The following is a 12,883-nucleotide window of genomic DNA, read 5'->3' as shown; positions in this document are numbered from 1 at the left end:
ATGGGCCGACGCGATGCGCAAAGCACCGGCGGGGACGCGGCTGACGCCGACGGGCCCGTACCCATCGACGAAGCGGCCCGCGCCTTCGGAATCCGGGCATCCGCGCTGCGCTACTACGAACGGCGCGGGCTCCTCGAACCAGCGACCCAGCGAGGCGGCCGCCGCTGGTACACCCCGGCCGCGCTCCACCGGCTCGCCGTCATCACCTTCTGGCAGCGGTCGGGGCTGATGAGTCTGGACCAGATCGCCGCACTGCTCGACAACAGCACGGAGCCCGGCCGGTGGAGGCACGTCGTCACCGAGCGCCGTGCGGCCCTGGCCGAGCAGATCGAGCGGATGAGCGCCGCCCGCGACACCCTCGACCACCTGCTGATCTGCCCCAGGGACCACTTCCCGTACGAGTGCCCGTACTTCGAGGAAACCGTCTGGCAACCGCAGGAGCAACGCCTCCGCGAGGCCCGCGACGCCCGGAGGTGAAGTGTGCGTGGCGCGGCTGACGAGCCGGCGCGGGTACGGGTCGTCCACGCCACCCATCAGCATCCTGTGTGTCGACTGAAGCGTTCTGCCGCCACGGAGCGGGCAGCTGCGCGGTCAGGGGGCCTGGCGGGCCGGGGCAGGACCCGGGGCCGGGGTGACGGGTGTTTCCGGGGCGGGCGCAGGCGCCGGTACGGGCGCCTCGCGGTGGGCGCGTGCGAGCGTGGCCGCCGCGAGCGCCGCGTCCACGCGGGCCAGCGCCTCGCGCTTCGCGCACGCGTGGGCGCCGAGGGAGACCTGGCGGGCCACGATGCCGCGTTCCGCGCGCATCAGGCGCCAGCCGCGCCGCAGCAGGAACGCGACCGACTTGCGGCCCTCGCGCAGGTCGCGCAGCAGCCTGCGGCGGAACGTCGTCGACGGGCGTCCGCGCAGGCACAACGCGTCTGCCAGCACGCCCAGTTCGCGGCAGCGCGCCACGATCTCGGCGGCGAAGACGCCCTCCGCCACGAAGACCGGCGCCGACCCCAGGTCCAGCTCCACCGTGCCCGTGCGTGAGCTCGTCGGGATGTCGTACACGGGCACGTCCGTGCGGCCCGTGTCGTGCAGTTCGACGATCGCCGCGACCGCCGCCGCCGCGTCCCACGAGCCCGGCGCGTCCCAGTCGACGTCCGTGCTGCCCGCCACCAGCGGCAGCGTCGGGTCGTCGCACTCCTTGTAGAAGTCGTCGAGGCGCAGCACCGGCAGCCCCGTGCGCACCGCGAGGGACGACTTGCCGGAACCGGAGGGGCCTGACAGCAGCAGGACGGGCGTCGGGCGGCGGGGCGTATGCGTCACGAGACACCAGTTTGACCCATGCACCCGCACAGGGGACCCACCGGGACCTCGTACGGGGGAGTGCTGGGCACGGTGGCCACGAGTCAATTACTGTTCGTGGCGATCCGATTACGCGTCTGAATGGAAGCTTTCATGGCACGCCACGCAGCACCCACGCCCACCCGTCACGCGCTGCTGCGCGCGGGGCTGACCGTCACCGCCGCCGGCGCCGCGCTGGGCCTGAGTGCGGCCGCCGCCCAGGCGGCCGACCAGGGGAGCGCGGGAGCACAGCAGGCGGCGACGGCGACGACGCAGGCGCTGACCGGCGCGGTCACCAACGCCACGTCGGGCGCCACCGGGGCCGTCACCGACCTCCAGCTCGACCCGCTGGCCAACACGGGAGTCGACCCGCTCGACAACGGACTCGGCACGCAGGTCGCCGACTTCAAGCCGGTCTCCACGAAGGCGCTCACGGACCCGATCACGCAGGGCGGCGCGCTCTCCACGCTGCCCGTGACGGGGCAGGCCATCGGGCTGCTCGGCGGCTGAGAGCGGTAGCGGGGGCGGGCGGCGGGACAGGGCGCCCGCCCCGCCGCCCGCCCCGTCGGGGTGCCGCGTCAGTACGACGAGCCCGACACGCCCAGCGCGCCCGTCGGGTGCCAGACCGTCTTCGTCTCCAGGAACGCCGTCATCCGGCGCGTCCCCGGGTCCTGCGTCCAGTCGTCGGCCGGCGCGGCACCCGTGCCCGTACGGGCCGACGGGCGCAGCACCCGCTTGAGGTTGTCCGCCGCCGCGACCTCGAGCTCCTTCGCCAGCGCCGCGTCGCCGCCCGCGCCCGTCAGGTCGATGCCGTTGACGTCCTGGTGCGCGGCGAGCGGTGCCGCGATCTCCGCGGTGCGCCCGGACAGGACGTTGACCACCCCGCCGGGCACGTCGGACGTGGCCAGGACCTCGGACAGCGACAGGGCCGGCAGCGGGCGCGTCTCGCTCGCGACCACCACGGCCGTGTTGCCCGTCGCGACGACGGGTGCCACCACCGACACGAGCCCGAGCAGCGACGACTGCTGCGGGGCCAGGACCGCGACCACGCCCGTTGGTTCCGGGGACGAGAGGTTGAAGTAAGGACCCGCCACCGGGTTCGCGCCGCCCACCACCTGGGCGATCTTGTCCGTCCAGCCCGCGTACCAGACCCAGCGGTCGATCGACGCCTCCACGACGGCCGCCGCCTTGGCCCGCGAGAGGCCTTCCGCGTCGGCGACCTCGCGGACGAACTGGTCGGCGCGGCCCTCCAGCATCTCCGCGATCCGGTACAGCACCTGGCCGCGGTTGTACGCCGTGGCGCCCGACCAGCCGCCGAACGCCTTGCGCGCCGCGACGACCGCGTCGCGCGCGTCCTTGCGGGACGAGCGGGGGGCGTTGGCGAGCCACCGGCTCCTGGCATCCGTCACTTCGTACACCCGGCCGCTCTCGCTGCGGGGGAACTTGCCCCCCACATACAGCTTGTAGGTCTTGAGGACCGTCAGCCGGCCCCTGCCGTCGCTGTCAGACATCGAGGTACGCCTCCAGGCCGTGGCGGCCGCCCTCGCGGCCGTAACCCGACTCCTTGTAGCCGCCGAACGGCGACGTCGGGTCGAACTTGTTGAACGTGTTCGCCCAGACGACGCCCGCACGGAGCCGGTCCGCGACCGCGAGGATCCGCGAACCCTTCTCCGTCCAGACGCCCGCGGACAGCCCGTAGGGCGTGTTGTTGGCCTTCGCCACCGCCTCGTCCGGCGTGCGGAACGTCAGGACCGACAGCACGGGGCCGAAGATCTCCTCCTGCGCGACGGTGTGGGCCTGCGCCACGCCCGTGAACAGCGTCGGCGCGAACCAGTAGCCGGACGACGGCAGCTCGCACTCCGGCGACCAGCGCTCCGCGCCCTCGGCCTCGCCGATCCCCGTCAGCTCGCGGATCTTCGCGAGCTGCTGCGCGGAGTTGATCGCACCGATGTCGGTGTTCTTGTCCAGCGGGTCGCCCAGGCGCAGGGTGGTGAGCCTGCGCTTGAGCGCGTCGATCAGCTCGTCCGCGACCGACTCCTGCACGAGGAGGCGCGAGCCGGCGCAGCACACCTGGCCCTGGTTGAAGAAGATGCCGGTCACGATGCCCTCGACGGCCTGGTCGATCGGGGCGTCGTCGAAGACGATGTTCGCGCCCTTGCCGCCGAGTTCGAGCGTGACCTTCTTGCCCGTGCCCGCCACCTGCCGCGCGATGGCCTTGCCGACCTCGGTCGAGCCGGTGAACGCGACCTTGTCGACGTCCGGATGCGACACGAGCGCCGCGCCCGTCGAGCCGTCGCCCGTCAGGATGTTGACGACGCCCTTCGGCAGACCGGCCTGGCGGCACACGTCCGCGAAGAACAGCGCGGACAGCGGGGTCGTCTCGGCGGGCTTGAGCACGACGGTGTTGCCGGTGGCCAGCGCGGGCGCGATCTTCCAGGCCAGCATCAGCAGCGGGAAGTTCCACGGGATGACCTGCGCGGCCACGCCCAGCGGGCGCGGGTCGGGGCCGAGCCCGGCGTGGGCCAGCTTGTCGGCCCAGCCCGCGTGGTAGAAGAAGTGCGCGGCGGCCTGCGGGACGTCGAAGTCCCGCGTCTCCTTGATGGGTTTGCCGTTGTCCAGCGTCTCCAGGACGGCCAGCTCACGCGAGCGCTCCTGGATGATCCGCGCGATGCGGAAGAGGTACTTCGCCCGGGCCCTGCCGGGCAGCGCCGACCACTTCTCGAACGCCTTGCGCGCCGCGCGCACCGCGCGCTCGACGTCCTCCTCGCCCGCCTGCGCGACCTCGGAGAGCACCTCCTCGGTGGCCGGGGCGACGGTCTTGAAGACCTTGCCGCCGGCGGCCTCGGTGAACTCGCCGTCGACGAAGAGGCCGTAGGCGGGCGCGATGTCGACGACGGAGCGCGACTCGGGTGCCGGCGCGTAGGCGAACGGCGAACCCGCGTGAACAGGTGCTGTATTCGGTGATGCCATCGGTATCAGTCCACCGTCACGTAGTCGGGACCGGAGTAGCGCCCGGTGCGCAGCTTCTGGCGCTGCATCAGCAGGTCGTTGAGGAGCGACGACGCGCCGAAGCGGAACCAGTGGGACGTCAGCCAGTCGGGCCCGGCCGTCTCGTTCACCAGGACGAGGTACTTGATGGCGTCCTTCGACGTGCGGATGCCGCCCGCCGGCTTCACGCCCACCTGCGTGCCCGTCTGCGCGCGGAAGTCGCGCACGGCCTCCAGCATGAGGAGGGTGTTGGCGGGGGTGGCGTTCGTGGCGACCTTGCCGGTGGAGGTCTTGATGAAGTCCGCGCCCGCGAGCATCCCGAGCCAGGACGCGCGGCGGATGTTGTCGTACGTCGAGAGCTCGCCCGTCTCGAAGATGACCTTCAGCCGCACGTGCCCCGTGCACTCGGCGCGCACCGCGCGGATCTCCTCGTACACGTCGAGGTAGTGCCCGGCGAGGAAGGCGCCGCGGTCGATGACCATGTCGATCTCGTCGGCGCCCGCCGCGACCGCGGAGCGCACGTCGGCGAGCTTGACGTCGAGCGCGGCACGTCCGGCCGGGAACGCGGTGGCGACGGAGGCCACCTTCACGTCGGCGTCGCCGAGCGCGGCCCTGGCCGTCGCGGCCATGTCGGGGTAGACGCAGACGGCGGCCGTCGTGGGCGCGGAGCGGTCGGACGGGTCGGGGCGCAGGGCCTTCGCGCCGAGCGACCTGACCTTGCCGGGGGTGTCGGCGCCCTCCAGGGTGGTCAGGTCGATCATCGAGATCGCCAGGTCGATGGCGTGGGCCTTGGCGGTCGTCTTGATCGACCGCGTGCCGAGCGCGGCGGCGCGGGCTTCGAGGCCCACGGCGTCGACGCCGGGGAGCCCGTGCAGGAAGCGCCGCAGCGCGCTGTCCGACGAGGCGACGCCGGCGAGCGGGGACGGGGTGCTGGTGGACATGGTCACCAGGGCAGCATATCTACGCGCGTAGCGGTATGTACAGGCCGAGACCCGGATGCGGCGCGATCCGGGAGCCGACCCGCCCGGCCGGCCGCATGAGGAGGTAACGGGCGGGCGGACCGATCGATAACGACCGAGAACCGCCGTCGTCCGTTCGCGCGCACGTGCGGCAGAATCGTAGGTATGGCACGTTCCGAACAGCAACCGTCCGAGGCCGGCTCCACGGCCGGGGAGTCCGTGTACGCCGACCGGGTCTACCGGTCGGGCGGCGGCATCGCCGGCGGCGTGCTCGTGCTGGCGCTCGTCCTCTGGCTCGGCATCGACGCGCTGTTCACGGCGCACGGCCGGGCGCCGTGGCTGTCGCTCGCCGCACTGCTGTTCGTCGTGCCGCTGCTGGTCGCGTACACGGTCAGGCCGGCGGTCTTCGCGGGCAGGGACCAGGTGAGGATCAGGAACCCGTTCCGCACGATCTCCGTGCCATGGGGTGCGATGAAGCACATCAGGGCGCGCTTCAGCACGGAGCTGTTCACACACGACGGCACGAAGTACCAGATGTGGGCCGTGCCCGTCAGCCTCCGCCAGCGCAAGCGCGCCGACCGCAGGATGGCCCGCATGGAGCGGTCCGCCCCCGCCTCGTCGGGCGCGAGGCAGGCGGCGATGAGCTTCTCGTCCTCGGCGGCCGACCCCAAGCTGGCCCAGGCGGACCAGGCGATCGTCGAGATGCGCGAGCTGGCGGACCGTGCGGCGGCGGGCGCGCAGGACGGGTCCGCCGGTGCGCCGGTGGTGCGCTGGGCGTACGAGGTGATCGCCCCGGCGCTCGCCGGGGCGATCCTGCTCATCGTGCTGATCGCGCTGGGCTGATCGCGCTGCGCTGACGCCGGGGCCGGCCGCCGTCCGGACCCGAACGGCGGCGTTACGCCTTGGCCGCCTGCTGGATGCGGACCATGGTGCCCGAGGGGTCCCGGAACGCGCAGTCCCGCGGGCCCCAGGGCTGGTCGATGGGCTCTTGCAGCACCTCGGCGCCGGACGCCCGCACCCGCTCGAACGTCGCGTCGAGGTCGTCCGTGCTGAAGACGGTCATGGGCAGGACGCCCTTGGTGAGCAGCTCCTGGAGGGCGTCGCCGTCGGCCTGCGAGCGGCCGGCGTGCGGCTGAGAGAGGACGATCTCGAGGCCCGGCTGCGTCGGGCTGCCGAGGGTGACCCAGCGGGCCCCCTCGGAACCGACGTCGTTGCGGGTTTCGAGGCCGAGCGCGTCGCGGTAGAAGGCGAGCGATTCGTCCAGGTCGTTGACGGTGACGTGGCAGTACTGGAGTGCGATGGTCATGCCGTCAACGTTAGGCAGCGGCGGCCGGGCGCGCTTCTTCGATCCTGCTCGGTGCGGCCGCCGTCCGCGCTGCCCGCCCCGTCCTCGTCGGGCGCGTGCGCACCTTCGCCTCGCACGCGGGCATCGCCGCCGCGGCCGGGTGCTCACGCCCGCGGTAGGCGCTCGGCGTCTCGCCCACGACCTCGGTGAAGCGCGCGCTGAACGAGCCGAGCGAGGTGCAGCCGACGGCCATGCACGCGTCGGTCACGCTCATGCCGCCGCGCAGCAGCGCCATCGCGCGCTCTATCCGGCGCGTCATGAGGTAGCTGTACGGCGTTTCGCCGTAGGCGGCACGGAACTGCCGCGAGAAGTGCGCAGGCGACATGAGCGCGTAGCGCGCCATCGCGGGCACGTCGAGCGGGCGCGCGTACTCGCGGTCGATCAAGTCACGCGCCCGGCGCAGGTGCACGAGGCCGGCGAGCTCCTCCGGTGTCATGCAAACGACGCTAGCACCGGGCACTGACAACCAGCCCCACCTGCGGAAACGGCAGCGCGCCCGTCACAGGCCCGCGGCGCGTGCCACGTCCGCCTTGAGGGCTTCGAGCACCTCGTGTGCCGTGGCCTTGGCGCCCGGGAGGTCCGCGGCCGCCGGGACCGGGACCACCACCTCCAGGTAGCACTTGATCTTCGGTTCCGTGCCGCTGGGGCGGACGATGACCCGGGCCTCGTGCTGCCCGGACAGCGTGTAGCGCAGGCCGTCGGTGGGCGGCAGGCCGTTCGGCCCCGACGCCAGGTCCTCGGCGCGCGCCACGCGCAGTCCCGCGAGCGCCGTCGGCGGCTGCTCGCGCAGGCGGCGCATCGCGGCCGCGATCAGGGACAGGTCGTCCACGCGCGCGGAGAGCTGGTCGGTGGCGTGCAGGCCGTGGGCGAGCGCCAGGTCGTCGAGCTCGTCCTGGAGGGTCCTGCCGTGCTCCTTCAGCTCGGAGACAAGCTCCGCCACCAGCAGCGCAGCCGTGATCCCGTCCTTGTCGCGCACGCCCTCCGGGTCGACGCAGTACCCGATCGCCTCCTCGTACCCGTAGCGCAGGCCCGGGACGCGGGCGATCCACTTGAACCCCGTCAGGGTCTCCTCGTACGGGACGCCCGCCGCCGCGGCGATGCGGCGCAGCAGCGACGACGACACGATCGACTCGGCGAACGTGCCCTTCGCGCCCTTGCGCACCAGGTGAGCGGCGAGGAGCGCGCCCAGCTCGTCGCCCTTGAGCGTCCGCCACCCGGCGGCGGCCGACGGGTCGGGCACGGCGACCGCGCAGCGGTCCGCGTCCGGGTCGTTCGCGATGACCACGTCGGGCCGCGCCTCGCGCGCGGTGCGGAACGACAGGTCCATCGCGCCCGGCTCCTCCGGGTTCGGGAACGCGACCGTCGGGAACGCCGGGTCGGGCTCGGCCTGTTCCGCGACCGTCACCGGCGCGGGAAAGCCGGCCCCGGCGAAGGCGGCGAGCAAGGTGCGGGTGCCCACGCCGTGCAGCGCCGTGTGCACGACGCGCGCCGTGCGCGGGGAGCCCTCCGTCAGCACCGCGCGCGTGCGTGCGAGGTAGGAGTCGAGGACGGTGCCGTCCAGGACCTCCCACCCCGCGTCGGGGCGCGCCACGCCGGACAGCGCGCCGACCGCCTCGATGTGCGCGGCGATCTCGCCGTCCGCGGGCGGGACGATCTGGGAGCCGCCGCCGAGGTAGACCTTGTAGCCGTTGTCCTGCGGCGGGTTGTGGCTGGCCGTCACCTGGACGCCCGCGACCGCCCCCATGTGCTGCACCGCGAAGGCGAGCACCGGAGTCGGCAGCGGTCCCGGCAGCAGCGCGGCGCGCAGCCCCGCGCCCGTCATGACCGCCGCCGTGTCCCGCGCGAACTCCGCGGACTTGTAGCGCGCGTCGTAGCCCACGACGACGAGCCCGCCGCCGTCGCCCTGCTCCCTCAGATACGCGGCGAGACCGGCGGCGGCGCGGATGACGACGGCGCGGTTCATCCGCATCGGCCCCGCGCCGAGGGCGCCGCGCAGGCCCGCCGTGCCGAACTGGAGCATCCCCGAGAAGCGCTCGGCGAGCGCGTCCGCGTCGCCGGAGTCGATCAGCGCGCGCAACTCGGCGCGTGTGTCGCCGTCCGGGTCCTCGGCCAGCCACGCCTCGGCGCGTGCGGTGGTCGAGGCCGTGGTGGAGTCCTGCTGCACGATGGGTCCTCCCTGCGGGAAATCAACTACGGTACGAGCTCCGCGGCGCGGCGCCCACGGTGCGCCGGCGCCCACGGCCCCGACGCGCACGGCACGCGCGCGTGCGCGGGTGTTTTCGCGTCGGGATCGCGTCGGGATCGCGTCGGAACGGCCTCAGACGCGGTCGAGCACGCGCGCCAGGAGGGCGCCCATCTGCTTGGCCGAGTCGCGGCCCGCCTGGATGACCTCCTCGTGGTTGAGGGGCTGGCCGCTGAGGCCCGCCGCGAGGTTCGTCACCAGCGAGATGCCCAGCACCTCTGCGCCCGCCTCGCGCGCGGCGATGGCTTCGAGCACCGTGGACATGCCGACGAGGTCGCCGCCCATGACCCGGACCATGGCGATCTCGGCGGGCGTCTCGTAGTGCGGCCCGGGGAACATCGCGTACACGCCCTCTTCGAGCGCCGGGTCGATCTCCTTGCACAGGGCGCGCAGCCGAGGCGAGTACAGGTCCGTCAGGTCGACGAAGCGTGCGCCGATGACGGGGGAGACGCCCGTGAGGTTGATGTGATCGCTGATCAGCACCGGCTGTCCCGGGCGCATGCCCTCGCGCAGACCGCCGCAGCCGTTGGTCAGGACGACCGTCTTGCAGCCCGCGGCGACAGCCGTGCGCACGCCGTGCACCACGGCGCTCACGCCGTGGCCCTCGTAGTGGTGCGTGCGGCCGAGGAGGACCAGCGCGCGCTTGCCGCCGCCGACCACGTACGAGCGGACGGTGCCCACCTGGCCCTCGACGACGGGTGGCGGGAAGCCGGGCAGGTCGGCCATCGGGAACTCCGCCTCGGGTGCGCCGAGCGCCTCGACGGCGGGCGCCCAGCCGGAGCCGAGTACGAGGAGGAGGTCGTGGCTGTCGGCCCCGGACAGCTCGCTCAGCCGCGCGGCGGCACGGTCCGCTGCGGCATAGGGGTCGAGGGGCCCGTCGGCGGTGGCCTGAGTAGCAGATGCGTTCACACGGGGGAGCCTAGCCGCTCCGGCCCTACGCGCGTAGATGAACAGGCGTACGGTGTTGTGATCGTTGCGTTGTCGTTTCCGACGAGCGCGTGACGAGGTTTGCGCGTTCGCGTTTCGTGGACCCGTCCACGGCCTACGTCAGCAAGGGCGCTTGCGCAGCTCCATCACGTAGTCGTGCGGCGCGCCCGCCGACTCCGCCGCGTCCGCGATCTCGCCCAGGTAGCGGGCGGAGGGCAGGCCGCCCTCGTACCCGTTCAGCACGTAGAGCCAGGACGGCTCCGCGCCGTCGAGCGTGTCGACGCGCACCCGCATGCGCCGGTAGATGTCGAGCCCGACGCCCTCCCAGCGGTCCATCGAGTCCTCGTCCATCGGCGCGATGTCGTAGAGGGTCACGAAGACCTGCTCCCTGGGTGCCTCGACGATCGTCGCGAGCGCGCCTTCCCAGCCCATCTGCTCGCCGCCGAACGTGAGCCGCCACCCGTTGAGCCACCCCGTGCCGCGCAGCGGGGAGTGCGGGGCGCGGCGGGACATCAGCCGCGCATCGAGGTTGCCGGCGTACGCGGCGTAGAGCGACATGGGGTCGAGGGTACGGGAGGTGCGGCGGGGGCGGGGCGCGCGGGCCGATCCGCGGAGCGTCACGCACGGGCCGGCCCCGCCCGTGCGGGCCCGCGCGCGGCGCCCGTACGCACGTGTGGACGGTGGCGTACGGCGGTGTCGCGCGTCACCGTACGAAGCGTCTCGCGCGCACCGTTGGGATCGCCCCGGGCGCACCGTACGGCCGTGCGGCGGCGCCCCTCCGGGCCGCCACGCCGACCCGCGCGGGCCCCGGGCCGGGGCACCCGTCGCGTGCGGGACAATGAGACACGTATTCCAGCGCGCCCCGGGCGTCCTCCTCTCCCGGGCGCATCCAAGGACCCCGGCCGGGGCGCAGGCGGCCGGGCAGACGACGCGAGGCTGATTTTTCGTGACCCGGATCGTGATCATCGGTGGCGGACCCGGCGGCTACGAGGCGGCCCTGGCGGCCGCCCAGCTCGGCGCGGAGGTGACCGTCGCCGACTGCGACGGGCTCGGCGGCGCCTCGGTGCTGACCGACTGCGTCCCGTCGAAGACCCTCATCGCCACGGCCGAGGTGATGACGTCCTTCGACTCCTCCTACGAGGAGCTCGGCATCATCGTCGCCGACGACACCCCGCCGATCGAGCAGGCCGCGCGGGTCGTCGGTGTGGACCTCGGGAAGGTCAACCGCAGGGTCAAGCGGCTCGCGCTCGCGCAGTCCCACGACATCGCCGCCTCGGTGACGCGCGCCGGCGCACGCGTCCTGCGCGGCCGCGGCAGGCTCGAAGGGGGCCAGGCGCTCGACGGCTCGCGCAAGGTCGTCGTCCGGCTCGCCGACGGGGAGGAGGAGGTCCTCACCGCGGACGCCGTGCTGATCGCCACGGGCGGTCACCCGCGCGAGATCCCCGACGCGCAGCCGGACGGCGAGCGGATCCTCAACTGGACGCAGGTCTACGACCTCGACGAGCTCCCCGAGGAACTCATCGTGGTCGGCTCGGGCGTCACCGGCGCCGAGTTCGCCGGCGCGTACCAGGCGCTGGGCTCGCGCGTCACGCTCGTCTCCTCGCGCGACCGCGTGCTGCCCGGCGAGGACCCGGACGCGGCGGCCGTGCTGGAGGACGTCTTCCGCCGCCGCGGCATGAACGTGATGTCGCGCTCGCGCGCGGCGGCCGCGAAGCGGGTCGGCGACCGCGTCGAGGTCACCCTCGCCGACGGCCGCGTCATCTCCGGCACGCACTGCCTGATGGCCGTCGGCTCGATCCCGAACACGGCCGGCATGGGCCTCGAAGAGGCCGGCGTCGTGCTCAAGGAGTCGGGCCACATCAAGACCGACCGCGTCTCGCGCACGTCCGCGCCCGGCGTGTACGCGGCGGGCGACGTGACGGGCGTCTTCGCGCTCGCGTCCGTCGCGGCGATGCAGGGCCGCATCGCGATGTACCACTTCCTCGGCGACTCGGTGGCGCCGCTCAACCTCAAGTCGGTGTCGTCGAACGTGTTCACCGACCCGGAGATCGCGACCGTCGGCTACAGCCAGGCGGACATCGACAACGGCAGGATCGACGCGCGCGTCGTCAAGCTGCCCCTGCTGCGCAACCCGCGGGCCAAGATGCAGGGCATCAGGGACGGCTTCGTGAAGATCTTCGCGCGCCCCGGCACGGAGATCGTGGTCGGCGGCGTCGTCGTCGCGCCGCGCGCGAGCGAGCTGATCCACCCGATCTCGATCGCCGTGGACAACAACCTGACGGTGGAGCAGATCGCGAACACGTTCACGGTCTACCCGTCGCTCTCGGGCTCGATCGCGGAGGTGGCACGGCAGTTGCATGCGCGGAAGGCCGCCGAGGAGCTCTGACGCGCCGTCGGGCGCGTCGCGCCCGCCGCGCCTGCTTACCTCGCCCCGGGCAGCGCCCGCCGCGTCGCGCCGGCTCGTCCGGTCGCGTGCGGCGGCGAGGCGCTTCCGCCCTGTTCAAGGGCGCTGCTCGCCGAGGATGTCCCGCAGCCAGTCCAGCGAGTCCTGCCTGAGCAGCTCATCGGCCAGCAGGCAGGCCGACTTCGTCGTCAGCCGTCCCCGGCTGTTGTCGATCCACCGCTGCACATTCGTGTAACCCTGGGCCTTGTACTCGACGCCCTGGAGCAGGCATTCCAGCTTGTCCGCGTCGCGCGCGCAGATCGCCTCTGGCGTCTCCCGGTCCTCGTACTCGTCGACCAGGTCACGCACCGCCTGGGCCAGGGCGGCGGGCATGCCCTCGGTCTGGTCGGCGGTCACCGACCGGGGGTCGGCGGTCGAGGAGTACTTCTTGCCGAGGTGGTTGACGTCTCCGAGCCTCGTCTCCTGGGTGTCGTGCCACGTGGCCAGGAACGCGGCGCGGTTGGGGTCGGCGCCTTCGAGCTTGGCGATGATCGACGCCAGCAGGGCGCTCCGCCACGAGTGCTCCGCCACGCTCTCCGGGTCGCGCACACCGGCCATCCACCAGCCGGTACGGCGGGACTGCTTGAGCGTGCCGGCTTCGAACAGGAAGCGGGCCACTGCGGTCAGGCCTTCGGCCATGACGTCCCCTCTCA

General features: G+C 73.1%; 14 protein-coding genes. 4 read left to right on the top strand and 10 right to left on the bottom strand.

The features are described from left to right. Positions 1-477 carry a MerR family transcriptional regulator gene (locus IH48_RS0114115; RefSeq protein WP_051839746.1) on the top strand — a complete coding sequence of 159 codons (477 nt, stop codon included), beginning with the start codon at positions 1-3 and terminating at the stop codon, positions 475-477. Positions 478-591: 114 nt separating this feature from the next. Here IH48_RS0114115 and IH48_RS33295 read toward each other — a convergent pair whose 3' ends face one another. Beyond that, positions 592-1,308: an ATP-binding protein gene (locus IH48_RS33295; protein ID WP_234434246.1), complete on the bottom strand. Its 717-nt coding sequence runs from the start codon at positions 1,306-1,308 to the stop codon at positions 592-594. 132 nt (positions 1,309-1,440) lie between these two features. Between IH48_RS33295 and IH48_RS0114105 the strand changes: the two genes are divergently transcribed. Beyond that, positions 1,441-1,836, top strand: coding sequence for a hypothetical protein (locus IH48_RS0114105; protein ID WP_030903491.1), 396 nt, complete (start codon positions 1,441-1,443; stop codon positions 1,834-1,836). 68 nt (positions 1,837-1,904) lie between these two features. Here IH48_RS0114105 and IH48_RS0114100 read toward each other — a convergent pair whose 3' ends face one another. Genes IH48_RS0114100 through deoC form a run of 3 tightly spaced genes read right to left on the bottom strand, consistent with a single transcriptional unit; the run spans position 1,905 to position 5,255 of the window. Beyond that, complete coding sequence (locus IH48_RS0114100; RefSeq protein WP_030903490.1) at positions 1,905-2,837, bottom strand: aldehyde dehydrogenase family protein; 933 nt, start codon at positions 2,835-2,837, stop codon at positions 1,905-1,907. Next, the gene (locus IH48_RS0114095) at positions 2,830-4,296 is read right to left on the bottom strand and encodes an aldehyde dehydrogenase family protein (protein ID WP_030903489.1); all 1,467 of its coding nucleotides are present in this window, start codon (positions 4,294-4,296) and stop codon (positions 2,830-2,832) included. Before IH48_RS0114095 ends, IH48_RS0114100 begins: the two co-directional genes overlap by 8 nt. Positions 4,297-4,301: 5 nt before the next feature. After that, positions 4,302-5,255: a deoxyribose-phosphate aldolase gene (gene deoC, locus IH48_RS0114090; RefSeq protein WP_030903488.1), complete on the bottom strand. Its 954-nt coding sequence runs from the start codon at positions 5,253-5,255 to the stop codon at positions 4,302-4,304. 183 nt (positions 5,256-5,438) lie between these two features. Between deoC and IH48_RS0114085 the strand changes: the two genes are divergently transcribed. Next, complete coding sequence (locus IH48_RS0114085; protein ID WP_078849711.1) at positions 5,439-6,116, top strand: PH domain-containing protein; 678 nt, start codon at positions 5,439-5,441, stop codon at positions 6,114-6,116. Positions 6,117-6,168: 52 nt separating this feature from the next. On the opposite strand, the gene IH48_RS0114080 is transcribed toward IH48_RS0114085, so the two are convergent. From IH48_RS0114080 to IH48_RS0114060, 5 genes are all read right to left on the bottom strand, one after another. Further along, positions 6,169-6,579, bottom strand: a complete 411-nt coding sequence (locus IH48_RS0114080; protein WP_030903485.1) for a VOC family protein — start codon at positions 6,577-6,579, stop codon at positions 6,169-6,171. A gap of 10 nt (positions 6,580-6,589) precedes the next feature. After that, positions 6,590-7,054: a helix-turn-helix transcriptional regulator gene (locus IH48_RS0114075; protein ID WP_030903484.1), complete on the bottom strand. Its 465-nt coding sequence runs from the start codon at positions 7,052-7,054 to the stop codon at positions 6,590-6,592. Positions 7,055-7,117: 63 nt separating this feature from the next. Beyond that, positions 7,118-8,782: a phospho-sugar mutase gene (locus IH48_RS0114070; RefSeq protein ID WP_030903482.1), complete on the bottom strand. Its 1,665-nt coding sequence runs from the start codon at positions 8,780-8,782 to the stop codon at positions 7,118-7,120. A 153-nt stretch (positions 8,783-8,935) separates the two neighbouring features. Continuing rightward, complete coding sequence (locus IH48_RS0114065) at positions 8,936-9,769, bottom strand: purine-nucleoside phosphorylase (RefSeq protein ID WP_030903480.1); 834 nt, start codon at positions 9,767-9,769, stop codon at positions 8,936-8,938. A gap of 138 nt (positions 9,770-9,907) precedes the next feature. Then, positions 9,908-10,345: a gamma-glutamylcyclotransferase gene (locus tag IH48_RS0114060; RefSeq protein ID WP_030903479.1), complete on the bottom strand. Its 438-nt coding sequence runs from the start codon at positions 10,343-10,345 to the stop codon at positions 9,908-9,910. Positions 10,346-10,733: 388 nt separating this feature from the next. Between IH48_RS0114060 and IH48_RS0114055 the strand changes: the two genes are divergently transcribed. Continuing rightward, positions 10,734-12,173, top strand: coding sequence for an NAD(P)H-quinone dehydrogenase (locus tag IH48_RS0114055; RefSeq protein ID WP_030903478.1), 1,440 nt, complete (start codon positions 10,734-10,736; stop codon positions 12,171-12,173). Between the two features lie 114 nt (positions 12,174-12,287). Here IH48_RS0114055 and IH48_RS0114050 read toward each other — a convergent pair whose 3' ends face one another. After that, a complete protein-coding gene (locus IH48_RS0114050) occupies positions 12,288-12,869 on the bottom strand; it encodes an HD domain-containing protein (protein ID WP_030903477.1) in 582 nt (193 codons plus the stop codon). Positions 12,870-12,883: the final 14 nt, after the last annotated feature.

Source organism: Streptomyces sp. NRRL F-5126, from assembly GCF_000721265.1.
Lineage (GTDB): Bacteria > Actinomycetota > Actinomycetes > Streptomycetales > Streptomycetaceae > Streptomyces.
This window is presented reverse-complemented; position numbering and strand designations above follow the sequence as displayed.